Raw genomic sequence first — 26,983 nt, forward strand, 5'->3', positions numbered from 1 at the left:
TTCGTGCCTACCGAGATAATAGCCGCCAAACGCACTATTAATTGTCTCTACCAGATCACTCTACTATCCACACTACTGAGCCATTTTTGGCCTGAGCTTGGTTCGACTTACCTGAGTGTTAGGTAAGCCTTACCGGTGCTTTATTAGGCTTAATGACATCGAATAGTCTTTTCGCTTGGCGTAGCTTGAATAACAACGTCACTGAAACTAATGTCTACCTTGGCGTCGGTAGTAAGGTAAAACGGTATGATAATTTTGCCAAAGTCCATCGGCTTACCCGCAAAACAAGCTAACGAGATACTGATATTTTGCCATTTACCTAATGTCGTGTTGGCCTGCTTAGCAATATCCACCTGTTGACGACAGTCACCTTCACACGCCAAGCCTAACCACAATGGCTTTTGCAGCAACTGCTCTGTTTTAATACTCACCGATAACGCTGAATCACTATTACTGTAAGCTCTAAAGTCGCGAGGAAAATTGCTGATTAAACCAACGGTTCCTTGTTCACTACCCGTAAAAGAGACTAAACGAGCATCTTCTTGCACGACGCGATCCATAGTACGGATATTAAGCGCACTATTACTTGCCACACTGCTTGATAAACCTTGTCGCGCATTATTGGTTGCAATGTACATCGACCAAGGTGATTTCACTGCTCGCTCAAATAAAGCTAAATTTTCGAGGGTTTGACTGGCAGAAAAATTATCTTCTGATAACGTATCTAAAGCAATCGCATCGGTTGAGGCAGACTGATAGGTTAATCCATATCCGTAAGGAATAAGCGGTTGATAGTCAGCTTGTGCTTGGGCGATCTTATCTTGCGCTAATGGCACGTTAACCTGCGTTTGCTGTGGCGTAGATGGCCATGAGAATGACAATTTACCAACAAAATCATAAGCAACACTGCCGTCTGGCTTAGTAAATAACACATCAGCAATACCTTGGCCTTCAGAGCCAGGAAGCCACGCAGCAACAAAAGCATCTGACTGGTTAAATTCAGGGTTAACCCACATAGGGCGACCACTAATAAATACCGACACAACCGGAATACCTTGGGCTTTGAGCTTTTTCAATAATGCTAAATCACGCTTATCGCCACGCTGATATTCTACGTTATCAATATCACCATTGCCTTCTGCATAGGGTTCTTCACCAAACACCACGATGGCAACATCTGGCTTTTGCTCTGGGCTAAACTCACCCGTGGTACTTAATATGGCTTGACCACCGCCTTGGGTGACTAACTGCTCAATTCCTGAATAAATTGAGGTTGCCCCAGGAAAATCACTGTTTTTATTATCGGTACCCTGCCAAGTAATCGTCCAACCACCCGACTGTTTACCTATATTGTCAGCAGCATCACCAGCAACAAGTACCTTGGTATTAGGCTTGAGTGGCAATAACGATTGATTGTTTTTAAGCAACACTAATGACTCGCGCACTGCTTGGCGGGCAACTTCACGGTGACGAGCTTGGCCTATTAACTCAGTTTTACCCGATAACGGACGATTAGCTGGGCTGGGTTTATCAAACAAACCCGCACGAAATTTCACTCGTAAAATACGGCTTACCGCATCGTCTATACGCGCTTGGCTAATTTCGCCATTATTCACTTGGGCGATGGTATTTTCATATAATGGTTTCCATGCAGCAGTCGGTACCATGAAGATGTCTAATCCCGCATTAACCGATTGAGCACAAGACTCGTTAGTACAACCAGCTACCTGGCCGTGGCCATTCCAGTCACCAACCACAAAGCCATCAAAGCCTAATCTATCTTTAAGCACATCGGTTAATAGGTATTGATTGCCATGGTTTTTTACCCCATGCCAACTGTTAAATGAGGCCATAACACTTTGTGCTCCAGCATTAAGTCCACCGACATAACCTTGAGCATGAATATCATATAAGTCTTGTTCGCTGGCAAGGTTTTCACCCTGATCGATACCATTTTCAGTGCCACCATCACCAATAAAGTGTTTTACCGTCGAAATAACATGTTGATCAGATAAAAAATCGCCTGTGACAGCGCCTTGTAAACCTTCAACAATGGCATAAGCATAATCTTTTACAATCCGTGGATCTTCAGAATAACCTTCATAAGTTCGGCCCCAGCGATCATCACGCACAACCGCAACAGTGGGAGCAAATACCCAATCAATACCGGTCACCATGACTTCTTGGGCGGTAATGGCGGCAATTTTTTCAATTAATTTAGGGTTGTTGGCAGCGCCTAAACCAATGTTATGTGGAAATAAGGTCGCACCAATGACATTGTTGTGACCGTGTACGGCATCGGTGCCCCACATAGTTGGAATATTAATCCCGTCAACACTGTCATCGACCGATGCTTGATAAAATGATTCTGCTAATGCAATCCAATCTGCTGGGGTTGCGTGTTTGTCGTTATTTGGATAAGCACCGCCACCGTTGAGATAAGAGCCAAAGCCATATTGACGCATATCTTCAACGGTAATATCACGAATTTCAGGCTGGATCATCTGCGCGACTTTTTGTTGTAGCGTCATCTTGGCTACTAAAGCTTGAATCTTGGCTTCTAATACTGGATCTTTGGCTATTGCAGGGGTTAATTCTGGCCAAATAGTTAATGACGACGATACCGAGTTATTTGCTGCAACAGGCGTCATTGCAACTTCTGTAACAAGCTCGTGGGTCGTTTTTTTGTCGCCACAACCACTCAGGCCAAGTAAAACACCTAAGGCAATTGAGCCGATTTTTGTGGGTGTTTTCACAATAGAAAAACAGCTTAATTGAGTCAGTTTCATTGTATTTCCCTTACGCCTTCTCTGTTAATACCGGACGTTTTGCATCGCATCCAATTAAACCGTAGTAGCCAATAAAGCCATAACATAGCAGCGGTAAAATAAACGCTAATTGAATCCCAACGCTATCAGCCAGTACGCCCTGTAATAACGGCAATACTGCGCCCCCAACAATGGCTAAACATAAGATGCCAGAACCTTGGCTCGTGTGTTGTTTCAAATCTTGCAGCGCTAAACTAAAAATAGTCGGAAACATAATAGAGTTGCATAATCCGACAAACAACAGCGCCCACATGGCAATAGCTCCAGCACTCATCATGGCTGCGGCAACTAAAACACATGCACACACAGCATTAAATGCTAACACCTTACCCGCTTTAATTTTCTGCATCACAGCGGCACCAATAAAGCGCCCTACCATCGCACCACCAAAATAATAGGCAATATAATGCGCCGCCTGAGATTCAGACACTCCACCGATATGATCTTGAGTTAAAAAACTAATCAGAAAACTGCCAATACCGACTTCTGCACCAACATAAACAAAAATCCCCACAGCACCCAAGACTAAATGTGGATATTGCCAAGCACTACCCGGTGCAGATGTTGCAGATTGAGTATCTCTTTTTCCCAACAATGGCAGTTTTAATAACATGAAAATTAACGCTAATGCGAACAATGCTACCGCTAAAATTAAATAAGGCATTTGCACCGCACTGGCTTGTTGCTGTACCGACAACTGACCAATCACTTCGCCCACCTCAGTGATTTTATCGTCGTGTTCCACCGTCGATAATATCAACCAGCTCCCAAAAAATGGGGCAACCGTGGTGCCTAAAGAGTTAAATGCTTGAGTTAAGGTTAAACGAGATGATGCTGTTTTAGCAGGGCCTAGCACACTAACATAGGGATTGGCTGATACTTGTAAAATGGTAATGCCTGATGCCAATACAAAAAAGGCAAACAAAAACATATTGTACGAGCCATAACTTGCTGATGGATAGAACAGTAAACAGCCAATACAAGCAATAATTAATCCGGTAATAATCCCTTTTTGATAACCAATTTTACCCACTAGCGCACCCGCGGGTATCGATACAATAAAGTAAGCTCCAAAAAAGCAAAACTGCACTAACATAGCTTGAGTGTAATTAAGGTCGAACATATTTTTTAAGTAAGGGATTAAAATATCATTTAAACAGGTTAAAAAACCCCACATAAAAAATAACGATGTTAACGCCACTAACGCAAAGCGAAAGTTTCCCTGTTGATGAGGTGAATTAACCTGATCCAATTCTGGTTGAAGCTGCGAAGTCGCCATGACATTCCCTTATTGTTGTTAATAGTTATCTTGGGTTGCAGTACATAACGCCAGTGAATCGGATGCTATTTGTCATAAACTAAGAGTTAACTCCCCGTAAAATATTAGCATTTGACATGTCGTCATCCCCACACTTGTGCAAGCAGATGAGGATTCAATAATTAACCAAATCAATTATTGACCTTTGGATAATTAATCACTAATCTCAATGTAAGCGCTTTCATTTTTAACATATCGATAACTGATGTCAACGATTTTTAAACGCGAGAGCATAATATTTACTGTATGGCTAATGTGGTACAACGCCTTTTAACAGTGTGTTTCAAGTTAATAAGTTAGTAATAAAAATAGACAAAATTAATCAATACTAAGTGAATTAAAATATGAAAATTATGTTACCAGCAGATTCTAAAATGCATTCAAAAGCGTTCACCTTTGGTGTGGCGACTGCTTCTTTTCAAATTGAAGGCGCAGTGGATTCTCGTCTTCCTTGTATATGGGATACCTTTTGTGCGACGCCAGGTAAAATTCGTGATAACTCTGACGGCTCGCAAGCATGCGAACATGTGAAGCTATGGCGTGAAGATGTCGATTTAATTGAATCGCTGGGCGTTGACGCTTATCGCTTATCCATTTCGTGGCCACGCGTAATGCATAAAGATGGCAGCCTTAACCCACAAGGCGTTACGTTTTATACCGACTTACTTGATGAGCTCAATCGTCGTGGAATTAAAACGTTTGTCACCTTATATCATTGGGATTTACCGCAACATATCGAAGACAATGGTGGTTGGTTAAATCGTCAAACTGCTTACCTTTTTGCAGATTATGCCGACAAGATAACCCAAGCATTTGGTGACAGAGTTTACTCTTACGCCACATTTAACGAACCATTTTGCAGCTCGTACCTAGGCTACGAGATTGGCATTCATGCACCAGGTTTAGCTAAAAAATCTTATGGTCGCCAATCTGCACATCATTTACTGCTAGCCCATGGTTTAGCCATGAAAGTACTGCAAAAAAACAGCCCAAACAGTCAAAATGGTATTGTGCTTAACTTTACTCCTTGTTACAGCGCCACAGATAGCGCAGCAGATGTGCAAGCCGCCAGTAAAGCCGACCAATATTTCAATCAATGGTATATCAAGCCACTATTTGACCGCTGCTACCCAGATATCATCAATGACTTTGCAGCTGAAGATGTACCGGTTATCGAAGATGGTGATTTTGACATCATTGCCCAACCTATCGACTTTTTAGGGATTAACTTCTATACCCGCGGCGTATATGAAGCTGATGCGGTTAATGGTTTTAGCCAAATAGACATGGCAGGCAAGCCTAAGACGGATATGGGCTGGGAAATTTACCCTCAAGCTTTTACTGATTTATTAACGTCTTTACATGCTCTTTATCCATTACCACCAATTTATATTACTGAAAACGGTGCGGCAATGGACGATAAGCTACTTGATGGAAAAGTAGATGATTCCGACAGAGTCGAATATTATAATAGCCACTTAAATGCCGTTAATAACGCCATTGAACAAGGCGTCAATGTTGTTGGCTATTTTGCCTGGAGTTTAATGGATAATTTTGAATGGGCAGAAGGTTACTTAAAACGCTTTGGGATTGTTTACGTAGATTATGACACTCAACAGCGCACATTAAAGTCTAGTGCTCATGCTTATAAAGCATTATTAAATAACAGACGTTAATTCGACACTTAAAATTAAGCTGTTCCTATGAACGGTTTAATTTTATACCTACACTCGCATCATTTTAATTAATAACAACAATAATTGAGGCATGTATGATCAGTATCAAAGAGAAGATAGCCTATGGACTTGGGGACACAGCCAGTAACATTGTGTTCCAAACGGTTATGCTATTTTTAACCTTTTTTTATACCGATATTTTTGGTATCTCACCCGCATTTGTCGGCACCATGTTTTTGGCAGTGCGCTTAATTGATGCCGTAACTGACCCTCTAATGGGTGCGCTTGCCGATAGAACTAACACCCGTTGGGGTAAGTTTAGGCCTTATTTATTGTGGTTTGCCCTGCCTTTCGGCTTTATCAGTGTTTTAGCTTTCACCACGCCTGATTTAACTGAAGATGGCAAAATGATTTATGCCTTTGTAACCTATACGGCATTAATGATGGTGTATACCGCAATAAACATTCCTTATTGCGCCTTAGGAGGCGTGCTTACCGCAGATCCTAAAGAACGTGTGTCGGTTCAATCATATCGTTTTGTATTTGCAATGATTGGTGGTTTATTGGTGTCTGGCTTAACCTTGCCTTTGGTTGAATTTTTAGGTGAAGGCGACCAAGCAAAAGGCTATCAACTGACGATAACCGCTATGAGCATTTTAGGCGTAGCAATGTTTTTAGTGTGTTTTTGGGGCACAAAAGAACGCTTACACCCACCGATTGATCAGCAATCTAGCTTCAAAAAAGATTTTACCGATATGCTCAAAAATGATCAGTGGCGCGTGCTATCAGTCGCCTCTGTGTGCTTATTGTCAGGCATGGTATTACGCACCAGCTTAGCTATTTATTATGTTAAATATTTCTTAAACATGCCCGACTCAATTACTCTGTTTATTACATTGGGAATGGTAGGTAATATTTTTGGTTGCATACTGGCAGAGCCTTTAGCAAAGCGTTTTTGTAAAGTTAAAGCTTATATTATCCTACAATTACTCGCTGCGACTATGTGTATAGTGAGCTACTTTGTCCCTAGTGACCAAGTTGAATTAGCGTTCTTCATGTTTATCATATGGGGCTTTACCTTCAACATGGCAACGCCATTACTATGGGCCAAAATGGCTGATGTAGTCGATTATGGGCAATACAAAAATGGCGTGCGTATTACCGGGATGATTTACTCTTCGGTGATATTCTTTATTAAATTAGGTGTTGCCATTGGTGGCGCCGCTGCGGGTTGGTTGTTAGCTGGCTACGGTTACCAAGCTGATACGCTTCAAACACCAGATACTCAGCAAGGAATATTGTTATCTTTTACAATTTACCCAGCAATTGGATCGATATTGGTTGCATTTGTAATGCGTTGGTACGTTTTAGACAATCAAAAAGTCGATCAAATTCACTTAGAATTAAATAGAGAAGCAAAATAAAAGCATGTTAGTCTTGGAGCCATGTGCTCCAAGATGGCTTTTGCAAACTAATTATATGGCAACAATTTACGATGTATCTGTAATGGCAGGCGTGTCTCTGGCAACCGTGTCCAGAGTGATGAACGACAACACCAAAGTCAGCGATAAAACCAAGCAAAAGGTTCTTGATGCGATGGCCGCATTAGGCTATCGCCCCAATACGATTGCCCAGTCTTTGGCTTCTAATCGTTCAAACAGTGTCGGAGTATTGGTGTCGCAACTGGACGGTCCATTTTATGGACCTATGATGACCGAAATTGAAATGGCGCTACGCAGTGCCAATAAACACGTCATTATTGCTGCTGGACACAGTGACGAAAAACAAGAAAAAGACGGTGTTGAATTTTTAATGAGCCGTGGTTGTGATGCACTCATTTTAGATGTTGAAGCCGTATCGGATGAATACTTAATTGAGCTCAGTAAAGCCACAACCCCTATTGTGTTTATTAACCGCTATATTGACGCCATTAAAGATCGCTGTGTTTACCTTGAAAACGAACAAGGTGGTTTCATAGCAACAGAACACATTTTATCGCTTGGTCATAAACAGTTGGCGTATATTTCTGGACCACTGTTTAAACTCGATGTGCGTGATCGCTTAAAAGGTCATAAACGAGCATTACAGCAATATAATATTCCGTTTGATGAAGCTCTTTGTTATGAAGGAGACTTTCGCGAATCTGGTGGTAGCACGGCAATGGAGCATTTGTTGTCGCTAAACAAGCCAATAACTGCGGTTGTGTGTGCCAATGATCAAATGGCCTCAGGGGCTATTGCTGTGTGCCTGGAGCATGGTTTACGCGTACCTGAAGATATTTCATTTATCGGTTACGACAACATCCCTTTCCCACAATATATTTCGCCGAAGCTGTCTACTGTAAGCAACCCTATTCACGAAATGGGTAAAATGGCGGCACGCTGGGTACTGCAACAAGTTTACAACGATCAAGAAGTGTTAATTGAACGCACATTTCAACCAGAGTTGTTTATTCGAACGTCAACAGCACCAATAGATTAACCTTAAAATAATCCAATCAGCTACGATGACGACTCAAGCATACAATCAAAATATTTGTGCAAAGCGGACTTAGCTTTGTACAGCCCATTGGGATTGAGACTAGCAATACCGCAAAGACTTCACCACCGCGATGGCGGATAAATGATTAAGCTCCCTAAAAGTCTAGTCCATACCACTAATGCGATAACTAATCAGACAGCTAACGAACAAACGATAACTTCGTCGTCGATAATGATCCCAAGGTGAAGTGATTTATGCCACTCGAATAAAAACGACTTATATTAAGCACTTTTTCTTTAAGCACAGAGTGACAACAGATTAAACGACTCCCCCCGCTATTGAGCCCAATCATTTTATAATTCATTTATATGATAAATACGGGTAATAACGCGTAACATTTCCCGCAACAAAAGAAAGCGCTTACATTTTAATGCAACTCTACTAACAAAAACAAAAATACTTTAAAAACAATGATTAAAAAAGAATAAAACAAATAAATAAACATTCTAGTTAATGAAATGTAATAATTTAATCTTGTTTTTGTTGACTGCGGTCACATTTTACACTAGTTTTATGTAAGCGCTTACATTAGCTGTTTTATAACACAACAATTATAAATAATGATTACCGCGTGGATAGAGAATTAAAAAAATGATTTGCGCCTAACCCGCAATATTGAGAGAAGTAAAATCTAGTCAATGGGGATTTCCTAGATGAAAAAAACAAAATTTACAAAAACTAAGCTTGCAACCAGTTTATCGCTAGTGCTTGGTGTGAGCAGTATGTTACCTGCTTATGCTGCTGATGAAGTCAGTGAAGAAAATATTGAAGTGTTACAGGTCACAGGTATTCGTGGCAGCTTAATCAAATCAATGGACGTTAAGCGTTCATCAAGTGGAGTTGTCGACTCTATTTCTGCTGAAGATATTGGTAAGTTTCCTGACACCAACTTAGCGGAATCGTTGCAACGTATTACTGGCGTATCGATTGACCGTTCTAACGGTGAAGGCAGTAAAGTATCTGTTCGTGGTTTTGGTCCAGACTATAACCTTATTACCTTAAATGGTCGTCAAATGCCTGTAACAACAGGTTCACGCTCATTTGATTTTGCTAACATCGCTTCTGAAAGTATTAGCGGTGTTGAAGTTCATAAAACTAGCCAAGCCTCAGATTCAACCGGTGGTATTGGTTCTACTATTGATATTTTAACCCACAAACCATTTAGCTCTCCAGGCTTAAAAGCCACATTTGGAGTAAAAGCCGTTGATGATAAATCAACAGATAATGGCTCAATTACCCCTGAGTTATCGGGTTTATATTCAAACACTTTCGCTGATGATAAATTTGGCATCTCGCTTTCTGCCAGCTATCAAGAGCGTGAAAGTGGTAACCAACAAGCACAAGTCGGCACCGGCTGGCGTACTTTCCCAGGGGCGGCCACAAACGACAGCGAATGGGGCGGCGTAGCAAATGACAATACCCAAGTTAACCGTCCTGGCGATGATGATTTTTACTCAGTGCCGCAAACTACGATTTATCGCTTTGAAGAACAACAACGTACCCGTACTAATGGTCAGTTAGTATTGCAGTACAGCCCTATTGATAGCGTAGTAGCCAGCTTAGATTACACCTACATGCGTAACGACATTGATACTCAATCAAATGACGTATCTGCCTGGTTTAACTTTGTACCGTCAGAAAACGTATGGTCTGATGGCCCATATGCATCACCACTCATTTATTCAGAAACCTACGGATCACCTGCAGATTTATCAATGGCGGCTGGCGATTATGGCGTACGTAACGAAAGTGGTTCATTAGGCTTTAACATTGAGTGGCAAGCAACTGACGACTTAAAGCTAACCTTTGATGCACACAACTCAACCGCAGAAAACAAACCGAATAACCTTTATGGTTCAAGTAACAATTTAAGTACCGCAGCGTTTATACGTACCAGCGCGGCAACTGACTTTAGCGGTGATTTGCCTGTACTAGCTGTTGGTGGTGGTAATGCAGTTACCTCAGCAGACATGATGCTAACAGGTTCTGTTTTTGGTAATTCGCGTAATAAATCTGAAATTGATCAATATCAAGTTGATGGCGAGTACTTGTTTGAAGATGCTGGCAGCATTGACTTTGGTATTGCCTTAACTAATGTGAATAATCACTCACAAAGTGTCAACGTTCAGCGTAATGATTGGGGTGGAGTAGGCTCTGCCGGTGACTTTGAAGACGCATGGTTCCCAGCTGACACCATTCAAGACAAGTTTGATGCTAATGGTGGTAATTTCTCACTTTCAGACGGTAACTTCGATGTTTTAGATACCATTTTCATGTGGGATTTTGCTTCAGTACGTGAATTTGCTGCCGCCAACTATGCCTCTTCTGTGAGTGGTGATTGTGGTAATGGCTTCTGCCCTTCAACTAATTATGCCGCTGAAACTGACCGTTATACCGAAGAAGAATCACAAGCGGTTTATGTACAGTACAACTACGATAACGAAATTTCAGGCATGCCATATGACGTGCATTTTGGACTTCGTTATGAGCAAACTGATGTCACCTCTACTGCTGCTGTTGCTGGTTATGATGGTGCAGATTGGATTGCCGAAACGGAGATTTTATTATCTGCTACTGGTGAGCAAGTCTTTGAAACCAAAAATGGTGATTATGACTACTTACTACCAAGCTTCAACTTCAATATTGAAGTAGTAGAAGATGTGATGCTTCGTGCTGCATATAGTGAGACCATTGGTCGTCCTAGCTACACAGACATTCAAGGTGGTACGGTATTGGCTACACTTGCGAACCGTACTAACGGTGGTGGATCAGCGGGTAACCCGACATTATTGCCATTAGAATCTGAAAATATCGACTTCTCGGCAGAGTGGTATTATGCGCCATCAAGCTACGTGTCTGTGGGTTATTTCCGCAAAGACACCAATAACTTTATTAGTGTTGATCCGGTTAAAACCACTAACGGCATATACAACCCAGCATCAGGTGATTTATATAAAGCTGCAGTAGCAGCAACCGGTACAACAGAAGCAGGCGCTGTTCGTGATTATATTTTCGCAAACTATGCTGATAATGCTGCTGTAGATGTTGCTAATCAAACCATCAGTGGTAGTGCTGCTAACAATGATGAGTTGTTAAACTTTAATATCAACACACCATTAAACAGCTCAGATAACTCAGTAATTGATGGCTGGGAATTTGCTGCACAACACTTCTTTGGAGAAAGTGGTGTGGGTGTAATTGCTAACTACACTCTAGTTAACAGTGACTTAGCCCTAGTCGGCATCAGTGATACCGCAAACGCTGTGTTAGTGTACGAAAACTACGGCTTCCAAGCACGTGTAGCATACAACTGGCGTGATGAGTTTTTAAGCGCCACGAGTCAAGGTACGGGATTATTTCCACAGTACACTGAAGCCTACTCGCAAATTGACTTGTCTGTTAGTTATGATATTGAGTCAGTTGAAGGCTTAACCGTGTTTTTCGAAGGACTTAACATTACCGAAGAGTACACCCGTGTTCACGGTCTTGCTAACGAGCAAGTGTTAAACCTAACCGAAACCGGCGCACGATATAGCCTAGGTGCTCGATACACCTTCTAAGCACATAACGTTATACAGGATTGAGCTAAGTGACACTTGGCTCAATCGCATTTAACCGATGTTGTGCAACTTCTGACATTTAACTTAACAGCAAGCGCCTACTATCCAGGTGTTAGGCATCACTATTAAGTCTCCCTTATAGGTCGTTGAGGTACACATACTTTGTGGCCTCTTTTTTATAGCAACATATTGAGTAACAAGGATGTTACTATTTTTATTTCAGCCTAAGTGCGACACAAGCGTTAAAGCAAGTAGTGACAATAAATAGGTGAAAGTGGTTACATTTTGCTGAATTCTACTTATGATGGACTTGAACAATATAAAACCTGCATTACAAACACAAAAATAACAATAACGCCAAAGGCGTAGGTAGACATTATGCAAAAACCAATCACCCAAATAGTCATTGTTGGTGGCGGTACCGCCGGTTGGATAACTGCTGGGTTACTGGCGGCTGAACATAATGTCGACAAAGGCGTGCTTGCTCATGCTCCTAAGCTCAATATTACCTTAATTGAATCACCAGACGTTGCTACTATCGGTGTAGGTGAAGGTACCTGGCCTTCAATGCGTTCCACTTTAAGCAAAATCGGTATTGATGAAAACGAGTTTATTCGTCGTTGTGATGCCAGCTTTAAGCAAGGTTCTCGATTTATTCATTGGCGCAATGACCCAGCAAAGGGTAATCAAGCAGATACTATTGCTCAATCAGATACTATTGCTCAATCAAACCGTTATTTACACCCTTTTAGCTTACCCCACGGTCATCAAGAGCTCGATTTATGTCCGTTTTGGTTACCCCATGCAGACCAGGTGAGCTTTGCCGAAGCGGTCAGTAGCCAAGAAATATTGTCACAGCTAGGACTCGCTCCAAAAAGCATTTCATCAGCGCAATATCATTTTCAAAACAACTATGGTTATCACCTAGATGCCGGAAAGTTCAGTCAACTGTTAAGCGAACACTGCACCCAAAAGCTGGGGGTAACCCATATTCGCGATCATGTCTGCCAGATTATTAATAATGATCAAGGTGATATCGATAAACTGATCACCACAGAGCACGGCGAGATTAGCGGCCAACTCTTTATAGACTGTACAGGCACTAAATCACTTTTATTAGGTGAGCATTTACAAGTGCCGTTTCTATGCCAAAAATCAGTATTATTTAATGACAGCGCCCTTGCAGTGCAAGTACCTTATTCCAATGAAAATAGCCCTATAGCCTCTTGCACCCACTCAACTGCACAGCAAAATGGCTGGATTTGGGACATAGGGCTGCCAACACGTAAAGGCGTGGGATATGTGTATTCATCAAGCCACACCAACGACATAGACGCCGAGCAAATACTGATTAACTATTTGGGGGTTGATGCCGCCAGCGCCGATAAACTTCAGCCGCGTAAATTGTCGTTTAATCCCGGCTATCGCGCTAAATGTTGGCAAAATAATTGTATCGCCATAGGCATGGCTGCGGGATTTATTGAACCATTAGAAGCCTCAGCATTAGCGCTAATAGAATGGACAGCATCCACTATAGCGCAGCAGTTACCCCCTAATCGTCAAACAATGGACACAATAGCAGCTAGGGTTAACCAGCGCTATCAATGGCACTGGCAACAAATTATCGACTTTTTAAAGCTGCATTATGTGATAAGCCAGCGTGAAGTGGATAGCTATTGGCGCGACCATCGTGAGTCAAACTCAATACCCGATAGCTTACAAGCCATGCTCGAATTATGGCGTTATCAAGTACCAAGCCAATTTGATATTAGTTATAAAGAAGCCTTATTTCCGGCGGCCAGTTTCCAATATGTGCTTTACGGCATGGGCTTTAACACCCAATTACCCACACATGTGAAACCGTCGATGCAACAGGCGGCACAGCGACTGTTTAATGACAATCAACAGCGCACCCAAGCACTGAGTAAAAGCCTGCCGAGTAATCGCGCATTACTCGATAAAGTCGCGCAATATGGTTTCCCTAAGCTTTAAGACATGACATAAATAATCACGCAAACAACGCAAACAAGATTACATGCAAGATTCACGTACAGTAATCATAAAAAATATGACGTATTTGAACGAACAAGATAGGACATCAAAATGAGCCAACATGTATTACTAAACAGCATTGAACATAAAGACGTAAAAGTGATCACTCATCGCTCTGCAGCACTTGGCGATAACCTTTGGTACAGCGTGACATTTCCGCAAGAGTTTCGCAGTGTACAAGCCCATTATCCGATTTTTTTTCATAAAGATACTGCCACAGGTCAGTTTTACGCGGTGGCACTTTTTGGTTTTCAGCAAAATGACAACGTGTTTTTAAGCGATCAAGGTTGGAGCGCATCATACGTACCGCTTACAGTGCGTCGCCAACCTTTTTTAATTGGCCAACAAACCGTACTTGAAGATGGTGTTGAACGTCAGCAACGCGTTATTCATATGGACTTAGACCACCCGAGAGTCAACGAAACCGAAGGTGAAGCCTTGTTTTTACCTTACGGTGGTAACACGCCATTACTCGATGAAGTGGGCGAAATTCTCGAGGTCATCCACCATGGTTTACAAGACGGTCAACGCTTTGTCGATGCCTTGATTGAACATCAATTGCTGGAGTCATTCACCTTAGATATTGAGTTAGACAACGGCCAAAAGAATCAGATGATCGGTTTCTATACTATTAATGAAGAAACCTTAGCGGGTTTGTCTACTGACGCATTAGCAAAGCTGCACCAGCAAGGTTACTTGCAAGCCATATACATGACATTAGCCTCGCAAAGCAATGTACGAGACTTACTTAACCTCAAGAATGCTCAAGGTTAACATAATGACAACCGCCAAGACTCAGCACGTCGAACACATTAATGAATGTACATTAGAGAGCGTTATAGACTTAATCCGTGATGCCGACAAACCAATGGTGTTTAAGGGGCTGTGTCGCCATTGGCCGTTAGTCCAGGCAGGATTAGAGTCGGCACAAAGTGCAATGACTTACCTGCGTCAGTTTTATCAAGGCATGCAGGTTACCGCGTATTATGTCCCGCCAGAGCAACAAGGTAGAGTGTTTTACAATGAACAACTTGATGGTTTTAACTATCAAGCGGGTCGATTGGACTTTAATCAACTGCTTGACCGATTAAGCCAAGAAATGATTAAAGACACGCCTGCCGGAATGTACATGGGCTCGACCGACATTCACCAATGTTTACCCGGTTTAGGTGCAGAAAATAGTTTAGATTTAGCGCCTATGCAACCGTTAACCAGCATTTGGTTGGGCAATCAAACCAAGGTGGCGGCTCATTATGACTTTCCGCTAAACCTAGCGTGTAACGTCGTCGGCAAACGTACCTTTACCCTATTCCCACCCGAACAAATTAGTAACTTGTATGTTGGCCCAATGGAACTGGCACCCGGAGGCCAAGACATCAGTCTGGTTGACATGGCCAATCCCGACTTTGAACGTTTTCCGCGTTTTCAACAGGCATTAGATGCCAGCCTAACCGCAGAACTAAGCCCTGGTGATGTGTTATTTATTCCTAGCATGTGGTGGCACCATGTTCGCGGCGTTGATGACTTTAATGTACTCATTACCCATTGGTGGCGCGATACTCCAGGCTATTTAGGCCGACCGAATAATGCCTTATTGCACAGCATGCTCAGTTTACGATCATTACCTAAAGCACAGCGCCAGGCGTGGAAATCGATATTCGAGCACTATATTTTCGATCATGATGACGTCGATGACCGTCATATTCCAGACAATGTGAAAGGCATGCAAACTAAACCATTAGACGAATTAACGGCCCGAAAAATACGTGCAGATTTAATCAATAAATTAAAACGATAATGCTGAGCACAGCAAGATATCAAGCCAAATAGGATGCCCAAGATGAATAAATCAGTTAAAAAAGTAGTGATTGCCGGTGGTGGTACCGCGGGTTGGATGGCCGCTGCCGCCTTTAGCAAACTATTGGGCAAAAACCTTGATATTGTGTTAGTAGAATCGGACGAAATTGGCACCGTCGGCGTAGGTGAAGCCACCATCCCTACCCTGCATATATTTCATCGTTTGTTGGGGTTAAAAGAGCAAGATGTCATGGCCGCCACTAACGCCACCTTTAAGCTTGGGATCCAATTTGAAAACTGGCAGGACGTTAATAAAGACTATTTACATTCTTTTGGTTTTTTAGGCAAAGACTGCTGGGCCTGCGGTTTTCAGCACTTTTGGCTTAAAGGCCAACAACAAAATATGGTTAGTGAGATTGGTGACTATTGCACCGAACATTTAGCCGCCCGCGAGGGCCGATTTGCGGTGCTGCCAAATCAAGATTACAACCACGCCTATCATATGGATGCCAGCCTTTACGCTAAGTTTCTGCGTAAATTTGCTGAGCAACACGGTATAACTCGTATTGAAGGCAAAATTGCTGATGTGTTACAACATGAAGACACCGGTAATATTAAGGCATTACAACTTGAAAATGGCGAGCTCATTGAAGGTGATTTTTTTCTCGACTGCACCGGCTTTAAAGCCTTATTAATTGAGCAAACCTTAAATACTGGCTTTGAAGACTGGAGTCATTGGTTACCGTGCGACAGCGCTATTGCAGTGCAAACTGAAGCGGTACAGAAACCCATTCCTTACACGCGCTCAATTGCACATCCGTCTGGCTGGCAGTGGCGTATTCCATTGCAAACCCGTACGGGTAATGGCCTGGTATTTTGCAGTAAATACTTATCTGATGCCGATGCGACCGAGTTGTTATTAAACAATATTGAAGGCCAACCTATCAATCAACCGCGGGTAATCAAGTTTAAAACCGGCACTCGTCGTCTACACTGGAACAAAAACTGTGTTGCTGTTGGGTTATCTGCAGGGTTTTTAGAACCATTGGAATCCACCAGCATTCATATGATCCAACGCAGTATTGTGCGCTTATTACAGCTATTCCCATCACATGGGGTTATTCAAGCTGACGTAGATGAATTTAACCAACAAACCAAAATTGAAATGGACAACATTCGCGACTTTATTATTTTGCATTACAAAGTCACTGACCGCGAAGACAGTCGCTTTTGGCGTTATTGTAAAAATATGCCGATCCCAGCGTCATTACAACATCGTATCGAGATGTTTAGTCAATCAGGCAAGGTCTACAAATACGGTAACGAACTGTTTGGTGAAAGTTCGTGGATCCAAGTGATGATGGGCCAAGGCCTGCTGCCTAAAGAGTACCACCCAATTGTCGACATGATGGAAGAAGCCGAGTTACAAAGCTTTTTAAACAGCATTAAAGCCACTGTAAAACGCAAAGTCGACACCTTGCCTGCTCACCATGATTTTGTGCAACATTATTGTCAATCAACGGCGATGCAAGGCTAAAGCGGATGTCAGTGCCAGAAACCGCAAAGCCTATTATTGAGGTCAATAACATTGCTCCGCAAGTGCAGTATATTGGCCAACAACACACCCCGATTATCATTATTGATAACTTTGCTGGTGATATCAGCGAGCTAATTGATATCGCCGTCAACGGCAGTCAATTCAGCCAAGACCCCGGTTCATATTACCCGGGGCAACGTACTGCGTTACCAAGGCAATATATTATCGAGGTTATTAATGCGGTGTTTCAGCTGATTTATGATGTTTATCGCATTCCAACTCAGTTACGTTTAAAGCCGCAACAGTGTGTTTATTCGTTAATCGACAAACAGCCACAGACGTTATCGCCGCTGCAATGCTTGCCACATTTTGACACCCCAAGCCCGAATTACTTTGCCATTTTGCATTATCTTAATGATGGTCCACATGGCGATACCGGCTTTTTTAGGCATAATCCAACCGATTATGAGCGGATAACGGCAGAAAACATCGACGCTTATTTTACTAAAGCACAGCCTTTTCTCGATGCTAAAAAACAAACATCAGCCAGTTACTTTGTTGCCAGCGATGAGCATTACAGCTTGTATCATCAAATAGAATATCGCCCTAATCGGTTAGTGATTTACCCTGGAAACTTACTTCATTCAACCTTGGTAAACCCACAAACCGACATAGATGCCAACCCGACTTCTGGCCGCCTCACCGCCAATATCTTTATCCATTTTCAATAACAGGGATCACGTTATGACTCACCCTCTTTGGGCATTTATGCCTACTCGTTATCAACATAAACTGAATAAAACCCATGCTGCATTGCTTGCGATTGGTTTATTGAGCGTCACTCCGAGCGCATTTGCGGCGCATCCAGACATTACCCCACAAATGTTACATGCATTACGCACTTTGCCAGACAGTGAAAAGCTGCGTATTGGCGATAGGATCAGTAACGTTGACGATGAAATAAACCGTTTATTACCACAGCTCACACTGGCTGAAAAAGTGTCCTTGGTGCACGCTGCGGGTAAGTTTCATATCCCAGCGATTGAGCGCTTAGGCATACATGAAATGTGGATGTCTGACGGTCCACACGGGGTTCGTTATGAAATAGAGCGTGACTCTTGGGCACCTGCGGGCTGGACTAACGACTATTCTACCTACCTACCACCACTCACGGCTGTTGCGGCAAGTTGGGACCCTAATATGGCGCGCCTACACGGCAATGTATTAGGCGCAGAAGCACGCCATCGTAATAAAGACCTTATTCTTGGCCCTGGGGTTAACCTCGCAAGGTTGCCTTTATATGGGCGCAACTTTGAATACATGGGTGAAGATCCATTTTTAGCCGCCCGTTTAGTGGTGCCAGAAGTAATAGCGATTCAAGCTAATGATGTTGGCGCAACGGTAAAACATTACGCCTTAAACACTCAGGAACTAAATCGTACTGGGGTAAACGCCAAACCAGATGAACGCACCTTGCGAGAAGTGTATTTACCTGCCTTTGAGGCTGCGGTAAAACAAGCCAATGTACATGCCATTATGGGCGCATATAACGAGTTTCGCGGCACCAACGCCAACCAAAGTGCTCATCTCATTAATACAATTTTAAAAGGTGAATGGGGTTATCAAGGCGTGTTATTAACCGACTGGAATGTTGACATCAACACCTATGACGCGGCAATGAATGGCCTTGATATTGAAATGGGTACTGATGTCGCTGAGTTTGACGATTACTTTTTAGCTAAACCATTATTGGACATGATTAACGCAGGCAAAGTACCAGTCGCGGTTTTAGATGACAAAGTCCGCCGTATTTTACGGGTACAACTCAGTATCGGCATGATGGATAAACAGCGTTTATCGGGTCAGCGTAATACTCAAGCACATCGTGATGATGCCAAAACCATTGCCGCTAACGGTATCGTGCTATTAAAGAATGACACTAAAACGCTGCCGCTTAATTCTAATAAGCTCAAAAACTTACTGGTATTAGGCCCTAATGCCGATAAGCGTCATGGTTTTGGCGGCGGCTCATCAGAAGTTAAAGCTTTATATGAAATTAGCCCGCTTGATGGCTTAAAAGCCAAACTCGGTGACAAGGTCGACATTACCTTTATGCGCCCAGCCAGCAGCGAGTTTATGCCTATTCCTAATGACTATCTCACCACACGTCATTGGACCGGCACCCCGTCGTGGCAAATTAACTACTATCGTGATAATGACATGCAACAACTTGCCAGCGAATCATGGATTGCCGATCCGCAATTTGATGCTAAAGGCCAAAACCAATTTGTTGAAATTAAAGCCAACCTTAAGCCTATCGAAACTGGCAGCCACAGCTTTAACATTAAAGCCGATGGTAAAGTGGCGTTATACATCAATGACCGACCACTGCTAAACACGACTGCAGCAAACTCAGATAAGGTCATTACCCAGGCCGTTAAGTTAACTGCGGGCGAAACCTATGCCATTAGCCTGCGTTATCAAGGCGACAAACAAGCCACATTGGGCTGGGAAACACCCAACAGTTTACACAATAGCGAACAAGAATATTTAGCCGCGGCCAAAAAAGCTGATGCAGTCATTTACTTTGGCGGTTTAAGCCATGCTGACGATCGTGAATCGATTGACCGTCCCGACATGGTGTTACCCGGCCAGCAAGATGAAGTCATCGCTAAACTGCTTAACACCAACCCAAACACAGTCGTGTTTATGCTTGGTGGCTCAGCGGTTGAAATGCCGTGGGCTGATAATGCCAACACCATAGCTTGGGGTTGGTATGGCGGTATGGAAGCCGGTAATGCTTATGCCGACATGTTATTTGGCGATACCAATCCAAGCGGTAAAATGCCCATAACCTTACCGAAAAAACTCACCGACACTGCGCCAATCGCCTTAAATGACTATAACGAAACCGAGTCGTTGTATTCTGAAGGGGTATTTATTGGTTACCGCTGGTTTGAGCAACAAAAAATTAAGCCTTTGTTTGCCTTTGGCCATGGCTTGTCATACAGCAAATTTAGCTACCATAACATTAAACTTTCAAGTGCGAGTATTGCAGGCGATGACACCATTACAGTCAAGGTTGATATTACCAACACCAGTAAAGTGGACGGTGCTGAAGTCGCCCAGTTGTATTTACACGACGCTAAAGCCAGCGTACCGCGCCCTGCTAAAGAGCTAAAAGGTTTTGATAAACTGTGGTTAAAAGCCGGCGAAACCCAAACGGCTAGCTTTACCCTCACTCAACGTGATTTATCATTTTGGGATGTTAATACCAATGATTGGCTCGCTGAGTCAGGCGAATTTGAAGTGTTTATAGGCTCATCGGTTGCCGATATTCGTTTACGTAAAACCTTTGACTACCAACATAAAGCCAAACTGTAGCGGTTCATTTTAATCTCTTAAAACCAAAAAATGCCTGCGCCACATCATGTTGGCGCAGGCAGCACTAAAACATTAACGTTCAATAAATGTCATCAGCTGCTCGGTTAACCTTGTCGATAATGCGCCTTCACCGGCATTATTAAGCAGTAATGCCACACATTCTGCCGTGCATAAACCGCCTTCAATTTGATTACGCCTAAGTGGGTATATCGACTTAGGTGGATTCATCAAAGACACTTTAGGTAATCCCGTTAGATAAGGGCTCTGATTAAACATTTTGCGTGCTTCTTGCCAAGTGGCATCGATAATCACTAAATATTCATGCGGCGCTAATAACAAGCCAGTCTCTTGCGTGGTTTCATCACCTGGAAACACTAAGCCTACTTTACCCGCTTCAATCGCAGTCAATAATTCAGCATCTGGTTGTTTGCGGTGCCACTCAACCACCCGCGCGCTATCACCTAAAACGTGTTTAACTAATTGGCCAGTATTATTAGCACGATCCATTTCTCGTGAATGCGTTAACAAAATAATTTTCAACATATTTAACAATAACACCTATAAAATAAACCGCTTAACGCCGTTATGACATATCGAAATATCAGAGTAATAAAAAATCATAACGCCTATAAACGCTATTAAACCTACTGAAACGACTGCTTACGATAGACCGATACATTAACAATATGAAAATACGATATACTCTCGAAAAATCAAGTTAGCGTTGCTACCTAATCGATTATTACTACCCTATTCTGCCATAAACCCGAGTTGAACTGAGTCAATGATACTACAACAAGTTATTGCATTATTTTTCACTATGTTAATTCTGGCGATCCTGCCTGGTCCAGCGGTGTTTGCCGTAGTATCGAGGTCGTTTTCAAATGGATTTAAAGATGGTGCTTTAATTACCCTTGGTGTGCTAATGGGTGACTTTATTTATATCCTGCTAGCCTTGTTCGGTTTAGCCGCCATTGCTAACGCAATGGGGCCAGCGTTCGAGTTAATAAAATACGCCAGTGCACTGTATTTATGCTGGCTTGGCGTCAGTATGTTGCGGGTAACCGCCAAAGGCGTTCAATTAGCAACCATACCAAAAGCGAGCCAGTTTAAAAATTTAATCACGGGGCTGCTTATTGCCCTTGGCAACCCAAAAGCCTTGATATTTTACGTCAGTTTTTTTCCTGCATTTGTGCCAATGGCCCATGTAGACCTTACCGATGTGGTGATCATACTCGCCACTGCAACCTTAGCTTTTGGTTCCGTTAATCTCACTTATGCTTATTTGGCATCCAGTGCAAAACAGGTATTTACCTCCCCTAAAGCGGCAACGATAATGAATCGAACTGCAGGCAGTATTATGCTCATAGCAGGCATACTGATTGCCATAAATATATAGGATGTTGCAATGACCGCGTTACGTTTTACTCCGTTAACCTTAACAAGTGGCCTCACCTTAAAAAACCGTCTTGTAGTGCCACCAATGGCATCGCAAACCGCAGATAGTGATGGATTAGCAACTGAAAAAACCTTTAGCCATTATCAAAACCTAGCCCAATCTGGTGCTGGCCTGGTGATGGTAGAGTACAGCCATATCAATCTTGCGGGTCGCAGCGAAACCAATCAACTTGGTGCACATGATGATGCTTGCTTGCCAGGCTTAACTCACATTGCCAAGCTGTTGCATCAAATGGATGTTAAAACGGGCTTACAGATCACCCATTGTGGCGGTAAAGACAGTGCCGGTATTAGCAGCGATATCATGGGGCCTTCTGGTATTACGGTACCGGCATACGATCGCGTATTACCGACACCAAGAACCATGACGGTAAATGATATAAACCAATGGCAGCAAGATTTTGTGAGTGCGGCCATTCGTGCCGATAAAGCCGGATTTGATTTAGTGGAAATTCACTGTGCCCATGGTTACGGCATTAATCAGTGGTTATCGCCGCTGACCAATCAACGCCAAGACCAATACGGCGGCAGTGTTGAAAATCGCGCCAGAATACTGCTGGAGATTATAAGTAAAATAAAGCAAGCCGCGCCAAGATTAACGGTCATGACCCGCATTCCCGGTCAAGATGGTTACCCTGGCGGTTTATCTCATGCAGATATGGCGCAAATGAGCCAATGGCTAGTGGATGCTGGCGTTGAAATACTCAATGTGTCTTCAGGTATTGGCGGCTGGAATCGCCCTAAAGATAAACGCGGCGAAGGCTTTTTAGTGGAAGATGCCGCGCCGTTAACCGGTAAAACTGCGGCTGCAGTGATTGGTGTTGGCGGCATTGAAACTATTGATTACATTGAAACCATTTTAGCCACTAAGCAAGTCGATTTAGTGGCAGTTGGCCGAGCCATTTTGGCCGGACCAAGTGATTTTGCAACCAGAGTGATGGCTCAACCTAAATAATGCTATAACGTCAGCAATAGCTCACGCTAGAAGATGCTCTAGAGCCTGATCTTAAGTGTTGAATCTTAAGAGTAAAGTGTTAAGTACTAAAAAAGCCCCTCAATAACGCGTTGTTGAGGGGGGCTTTTTTTGTACTGGTTGCAAAGACGAGTGATAGAAATTAATGACCGATTGTTTTCAATTTCTGTAGATAATCTGCATTGCTTAATAATGCTATTACCTCTGCGGGTTCTAACCATGATTCTAATTGCGGTAAGCTTTCAGCATGGTTTAATTTCCATTCAGCAATAATTCTCGGGGCATAAAACGTCGGTTTTTGCTCACCTAAGTCTGGTAACTGAGCAAGGTGCCATTTAAGTAATAAAGGATTATTAACCAGCCGACTGAACGGATGCAAGTGTTGTAGATGGGGCAAATTAGCTAGCTTTGTTTTTAATTCTACCAAAATGTTAACTGGTTTTTTTTCTTCAGGCGCTCGCAGTAATCCGACTGTTTTAATCCATTTAGTTCGCCGTGCGCCGCCGCTTAACCACGACAAAGGGATCGATAGCATCAACCCTATCGTAATCGGTAATAACCAGTAAAACAGCTCTTTACTCAGCAGCAGTGCGATCAATGCAAGCGCAACCCCAAATACGGTATGACCAAGGTGAGCACGCATCACTGACATCCAGCTTAATGCACCATCGTCTCGAGATTGCGGCATCCAGCCACTGTCTTTGCCTCGAAATATAGACAACACCACGCCAAACTGCGACACCATCAGAATGGGTGCATACAGAGCAGACATGATCATTTCCAACAAGGTACTCAGAGTTAACAGTATTGGCCCGCCAAATCGTAAACACCGCGGAATATTAATCAAGGCAGCAAACCAGCCAAATGCTTTCGGTGCCAGCACAATGGCCATTGACACCACAAACAGACTTAACGCGCGTTCAGAATCAAACACTGGCCAGGTTGGAAACAGCGATGGATTAGCAAAATACTCCGGACGTATAAATGCAGCTTGAACCGCAATAGCAAGCCCGACCATAATCAGGGCTAACCAAAAAATGGCGCTCAGGTAAGACATTACCCCAGACAAAAGATGCAACCGCGTCGGCAATGAAAAACCGCGAGCAAACATAAATGCTGAATGCTGTAAATTACCCTGACACCAGCGTCGGTCACGGATCATCACATCAATTAACGATGGTGGAGCTTCTTCAAATGAAGCCTCAATATCGGTATCAAAACGCACTCCCCAACCTGCACGACGCAGTAACGCAGCTTCAATAAAGTCATGACTTAATACATGGCCGCCAAAAGGGGCTTTACCGGACAGAATAGGCAGATGACATGACTCAGCAAATGCTCTGGTTCGAATAATGGCATTGTGGCCCCAAAAGTTTGATGACAAACCATGCCAAGCCGACAAACCCTCCGCATAAATAGGACCAAAGCATTGATTGGCAAACTGTTGCAAACGGCTGTAAAGCGTATTGGCAAACACCAATGTCGGTAAGGTTTGAATAAGACCGACGCCAGGTGCGCCAGCTAAACGACGTGATAATGTCACCATCGACTTTGCACTCATGATGCTGTCCGCATCAAGTACTATCATTGCCTCATAATCACCGCCCCAACGCTGAACCCAGTCGCCGATATTACCGGCTTTTCGTTCACTATTTTGATGACGACGACGGTAATAAACCGGACACTGTGGTTGGCTGTTGTTGATAAGATCCACAAAAGTCTGTTCCTCAGCAATCCATGCATCAGCTCGATTAGTGTCACTGAGAATAAAGAAAGCATATTTACCCGCTGCGGTAGCGATTAAATCTGCACTCATCGCCTCTATTGTGGCCCGAATTCGCAGTGGATCTTCATTGTAAATCGGTAGCAATACCGCCGTTTTGAAATCGGGTTCTGTCTCATTCTCTTTAATTAAACGCGGCTTTAGATGCAACAGAAAACCCAATAGTGCCTGTGAAAAAGCAAAAGTAACCCACAGAAAGTTAACGCTAAACAACACCAAAAAAACCATTTGCAAACTGGTAATAGCATTGGTGTTAAGCACCAAATACATTTCTCTTATGCCATAAGTTGATAAGCCTGCTGTAACCATAAATACAAATAACTGTGCAACAAATGTGCGCAGCGTAAACCACACAGTTTGTTGATTCGGAGTTAATCTATGACCCGGTTCAGAAACCTCATGGCGATGCATTAACAGTGGCGATTCGTCAGGCAATGCACGTTCACCATAGTCAGTATCGGGAGGATTATCATTTGCTATCATAAAGGCCAGTCCTCTGCAGTAAAGCGATACAGCCATGTCATACCAAGCGGTTTATCTTTGTTACTTAGCTGTACACGTAATTCAGCAACCTCTGCATCTTGCGGATCAAACGTGATAAAAACTCTGGCACCATCAACACTGGGATTAGACTCAATACGTGATTCTAAAATAGCGCCACTGCTGATACTGGCATCGACACGAATATGACTGACATCGTGGGCATTAATGTGACTGTAATCGATAACGATCTCATTTTTATCTGTCGATAATTTACGACCACCAGCAGTTCGAACCACTTTTACTTTGCCTTCGGTTTTAGGGATCTGGTCCACCCAGGTCAATTGGTATGAGTAAGTGAATAGCTGACCTTTTTTCAAGCCTTGGTCAGGCTTCCAATAGGCAACAATATTGTCATTGGCTTCAGAATCTGATGGGATCTCAACCAGCTCGACTCTACCTTTACCCCAATCACCTGTTGGTTCAACCCAAGCCGATGGACGAAGATGATAATTGGCTTCAAGATCTTGATAGTAATCTAATTTCCGATGAGGTTGCATCAAACCAAACCCTTTAGGATTCTCATCCATAAAAGAACTCACCTGTAATCCACGAGGATTATTCAGTGGCCGCCAAATTTTTTCACCATTGCCTTTTTCCATTAGCAGGCCTTCAGAGTCATGCACCGCAGGACGGTAATCGGCAGTATCAGCGCGATCTATGCCACCATGCATAAACATTGATGTTAACGGTGCAAGACCCACATTCTTAACATCCTGCCTTGGAAAAAGCTTAACATCGACGCCCATTCGGGTCGGATCGCCAGGATAAATAGCAAAACGATAGGCTCCCGTTACACTCACACTGTCAAGCAGCGCATGAACCACAATCGCCTTTTGATGGCTGGATGGACGTTCAATCCAAAACTTTTTAAACAGCGGATATTCTTCGCCTTTAGGATCGGCAACATTGATGGCAAGTCCACGAGTAGATAAACCATACGCTTGCCCTTTAGATACCCCGCGAAAATAACTGGCTCCCTGAAACACGAGGAACTCATCTTTATAGTCATCGCGATTAATTGGATAATGCAGACGAAAGCCAGCATATTTACCGACTTGTTCTAATATTTTGCCAATGGATTCATTTGGCACTTTAAATGATGATTCAGAGACGTTAACCGGAAATGATTTACCATTCTCGACCACATCAATATCAACTAACTGTTTGTAGATATACCCAGGTGCAAATAGTTGTATAGAAAAGGGCGTAGGTGCATTACCCCAAATAGCGGCATCTTGTTGGAAATTAATTTGGCGATAGGTTGAATAGTCTATTTTAGTCAGTGCTTCGGGCGCTTGTTTGGGTTCAACAAAAGGCTTAAGGGACAGTTTTCGAGCAACCTCTACTACTGTGTCGTTGGAGAACGCCTTAACATCAGTATGGGGTGCGGTTGTTTGCGCATAAAGAACATTGGTCCATGAGACTAATAGCAACGAGACCATAAGGTTGAGCAAACCTTTGACGGAGAGTCGAGCATCAAGCTTTTGTTTAACGGGGGAATAGCACAGCATAGTAAAAGTCCTTAGCATATTA

17 protein-coding genes are annotated in these 26,983 nt (G+C 43.0%); 12 read left to right on the forward strand and 5 right to left on the reverse strand.

What is annotated here, in order from left to right:
- Positions 1–149 precede the first annotated feature (149 nt).
- Both EGC82_RS14735 and EGC82_RS14740 read right to left on the reverse strand, forming a co-directional pair.
- Complete coding sequence (locus tag EGC82_RS14735; protein WP_124731433.1) at positions 150–2,789, reverse strand: glycoside hydrolase family 3 protein; 2,640 nt, start codon at positions 2,787–2,789, stop codon at positions 150–152.
- A gap of 10 nt (positions 2,790–2,799) precedes the next feature.
- A complete protein-coding gene (locus EGC82_RS14740) occupies positions 2,800–4,107 on the reverse strand; it encodes a sugar MFS transporter (protein ID WP_124731434.1) in 1,308 nt (435 codons plus the stop codon).
- Between the two features lie 383 nt (positions 4,108–4,490).
- Here EGC82_RS14740 and EGC82_RS14745 point away from each other — a divergent pair, with 383 nt between their 5' ends.
- From EGC82_RS14745 to EGC82_RS14790, 10 genes are all read left to right on the forward strand, one after another.
- Positions 4,491–5,822, forward strand: a complete 1,332-nt coding sequence (locus tag EGC82_RS14745; RefSeq protein WP_124731435.1) for a GH1 family beta-glucosidase — start codon at positions 4,491–4,493, stop codon at positions 5,820–5,822.
- 95 nt (positions 5,823–5,917) lie between these two features.
- Positions 5,918–7,246: a glycoside-pentoside-hexuronide (GPH):cation symporter gene (locus EGC82_RS14750; protein ID WP_124731436.1), complete on the forward strand. Its 1,329-nt coding sequence runs from the start codon at positions 5,918–5,920 to the stop codon at positions 7,244–7,246.
- Positions 7,247–7,301: 55 nt separating this feature from the next.
- Positions 7,302–8,303: a LacI family DNA-binding transcriptional regulator gene (locus tag EGC82_RS14755; RefSeq protein WP_124731437.1), complete on the forward strand. Its 1,002-nt coding sequence runs from the start codon at positions 7,302–7,304 to the stop codon at positions 8,301–8,303.
- Positions 8,304–9,016: 713 nt separating this feature from the next.
- The gene (locus tag EGC82_RS14760) at positions 9,017–11,923 is read left to right on the forward strand and encodes a TonB-dependent receptor (RefSeq protein ID WP_124731438.1); all 2,907 of its coding nucleotides are present in this window, start codon (positions 9,017–9,019) and stop codon (positions 11,921–11,923) included.
- A gap of 378 nt (positions 11,924–12,301) precedes the next feature.
- The gene (locus tag EGC82_RS14765; protein WP_124731439.1) at positions 12,302–13,915 is read left to right on the forward strand and encodes a tryptophan halogenase family protein; all 1,614 of its coding nucleotides are present in this window, start codon (positions 12,302–12,304) and stop codon (positions 13,913–13,915) included.
- Positions 13,916–14,026: 111 nt separating this feature from the next.
- Positions 14,027–14,749, forward strand: a complete 723-nt coding sequence (locus EGC82_RS14770; RefSeq protein WP_124731440.1) for a SapC family protein — start codon at positions 14,027–14,029, stop codon at positions 14,747–14,749.
- A gap of 4 nt (positions 14,750–14,753) precedes the next feature.
- Positions 14,754–15,773 carry a cupin-like domain-containing protein gene (locus EGC82_RS14775; protein WP_208646902.1) on the forward strand — a complete coding sequence of 340 codons (1,020 nt, stop codon included), beginning with the start codon at positions 14,754–14,756 and terminating at the stop codon, positions 15,771–15,773.
- A 42-nt stretch (positions 15,774–15,815) separates the two neighbouring features.
- Positions 15,816–17,309 (forward strand): tryptophan halogenase family protein, encoded by a 1,494-nt coding sequence (locus EGC82_RS14780; RefSeq protein WP_124731441.1) that lies wholly within the window; start codon positions 15,816–15,818, stop codon positions 17,307–17,309.
- 5 nt (positions 17,310–17,314) lie between these two features.
- Entirely contained in the window at positions 17,315–18,040 is a 726-nt protein-coding gene (locus EGC82_RS14785) for a DUF6445 family protein (protein ID WP_124731442.1), read from the forward strand.
- A 13-nt stretch (positions 18,041–18,053) separates the two neighbouring features.
- Positions 18,054–20,693 carry a glycoside hydrolase family 3 C-terminal domain-containing protein gene (locus tag EGC82_RS14790; protein WP_244212473.1) on the forward strand — a complete coding sequence of 880 codons (2,640 nt, stop codon included), beginning with the start codon at positions 18,054–18,056 and terminating at the stop codon, positions 20,691–20,693.
- A 72-nt stretch (positions 20,694–20,765) separates the two neighbouring features.
- On the opposite strand, the gene EGC82_RS14795 is transcribed toward EGC82_RS14790, so the two are convergent.
- Positions 20,766–21,236, reverse strand: coding sequence for a DTW domain-containing protein (locus EGC82_RS14795; RefSeq protein WP_124731443.1), 471 nt, complete (start codon positions 21,234–21,236; stop codon positions 20,766–20,768).
- 241 nt (positions 21,237–21,477) lie between these two features.
- Between EGC82_RS14795 and EGC82_RS14800 the strand changes: the two genes are divergently transcribed.
- Complete coding sequence (locus tag EGC82_RS14800; protein ID WP_124731444.1) at positions 21,478–22,092, forward strand: LysE family translocator; 615 nt, start codon at positions 21,478–21,480, stop codon at positions 22,090–22,092.
- Positions 22,093–22,101: 9 nt separating this feature from the next.
- Positions 22,102–23,106, forward strand: a complete 1,005-nt coding sequence (locus tag EGC82_RS14805) for an NADH:flavin oxidoreductase (RefSeq protein WP_124731445.1) — start codon at positions 22,102–22,104, stop codon at positions 23,104–23,106.
- A 160-nt stretch (positions 23,107–23,266) separates the two neighbouring features.
- Here the strand turns inward: EGC82_RS14805 and mdoH are convergent, their stop codons facing one another.
- Together mdoH and EGC82_RS14815 are read right to left on the reverse strand one after the other, a co-directional pair.
- Complete coding sequence (gene mdoH / locus EGC82_RS14810) at positions 23,267–25,390, reverse strand: glucans biosynthesis glucosyltransferase MdoH (protein WP_124731446.1); 2,124 nt, start codon at positions 25,388–25,390, stop codon at positions 23,267–23,269.
- Entirely contained in the window at positions 25,387–26,979 is a 1,593-nt protein-coding gene (locus EGC82_RS14815) for a glucan biosynthesis protein G (RefSeq protein ID WP_124731447.1), read from the reverse strand. The genes mdoH and EGC82_RS14815 overlap by 4 nt, the downstream gene beginning before the upstream one ends.
- Positions 26,980–26,983 lie beyond the last annotated feature (4 nt).

The organism is Shewanella livingstonensis, assembly GCF_003855395.1.
GTDB lineage: Bacteria > Pseudomonadota > Gammaproteobacteria > Enterobacterales > Shewanellaceae > Shewanella > Shewanella livingstonensis.

Bases quoted from the DNA above. Each gene is read 5' to 3' on its own strand.
- EGC82_RS14755 (WP_124731437.1), top strand. From the start codon at position 7,302: ATGGCAACAATTTACGATGTATCTGTAATGGCAGGCGTGTCTCTGGCA.
- EGC82_RS14805 (WP_124731445.1), top strand. From the start codon at position 22,102: ATGACCGCGTTACGTTTTACTCCGTTAACCTTAACAAGTGGCCTCACC.
- EGC82_RS14735 (WP_124731433.1), bottom strand. From the start codon at position 2,789: ATGAAACTGACTCAATTAAGCTGTTTTTCTATTGTGAAAACACCCACA.
- mdoH (WP_124731446.1), bottom strand. From the start codon at position 25,390: ATGATAGCAAATGATAATCCTCCCGATACTGACTATGGTGAACGTGCA.
- EGC82_RS14770 (WP_124731440.1), top strand. From the start codon at position 14,027: ATGAGCCAACATGTATTACTAAACAGCATTGAACATAAAGACGTAAAA.
- EGC82_RS14775 (WP_208646902.1), top strand. From the start codon at position 14,754: ATGACAACCGCCAAGACTCAGCACGTCGAACACATTAATGAATGTACA.
- EGC82_RS14785 (WP_124731442.1), top strand. From the start codon at position 17,315: ATGTCAGTGCCAGAAACCGCAAAGCCTATTATTGAGGTCAATAACATT.
- EGC82_RS14765 (WP_124731439.1), top strand. From the start codon at position 12,302: ATGCAAAAACCAATCACCCAAATAGTCATTGTTGGTGGCGGTACCGCC.
- EGC82_RS14815 (WP_124731447.1), bottom strand. From the start codon at position 26,979: ATGCTAAGGACTTTTACTATGCTGTGCTATTCCCCCGTTAAACAAAAG.
- EGC82_RS14800 (WP_124731444.1), top strand. From the start codon at position 21,478: ATGATACTACAACAAGTTATTGCATTATTTTTCACTATGTTAATTCTG.
- EGC82_RS14790 (WP_244212473.1), top strand. From the start codon at position 18,054: ATGACTCACCCTCTTTGGGCATTTATGCCTACTCGTTATCAACATAAA.
- EGC82_RS14745 (WP_124731435.1), top strand. From the start codon at position 4,491: ATGAAAATTATGTTACCAGCAGATTCTAAAATGCATTCAAAAGCGTTC.
- EGC82_RS14750 (WP_124731436.1), top strand. From the start codon at position 5,918: ATGATCAGTATCAAAGAGAAGATAGCCTATGGACTTGGGGACACAGCC.
- EGC82_RS14795 (WP_124731443.1), bottom strand. From the start codon at position 21,236: ATGTTGAAAATTATTTTGTTAACGCATTCACGAGAAATGGATCGTGCT.
- EGC82_RS14780 (WP_124731441.1), top strand. From the start codon at position 15,816: ATGAATAAATCAGTTAAAAAAGTAGTGATTGCCGGTGGTGGTACCGCG.
- EGC82_RS14760 (WP_124731438.1), top strand. From the start codon at position 9,017: ATGAAAAAAACAAAATTTACAAAAACTAAGCTTGCAACCAGTTTATCG.
- EGC82_RS14740 (WP_124731434.1), bottom strand. From the start codon at position 4,107: ATGGCGACTTCGCAGCTTCAACCAGAATTGGATCAGGTTAATTCACCT.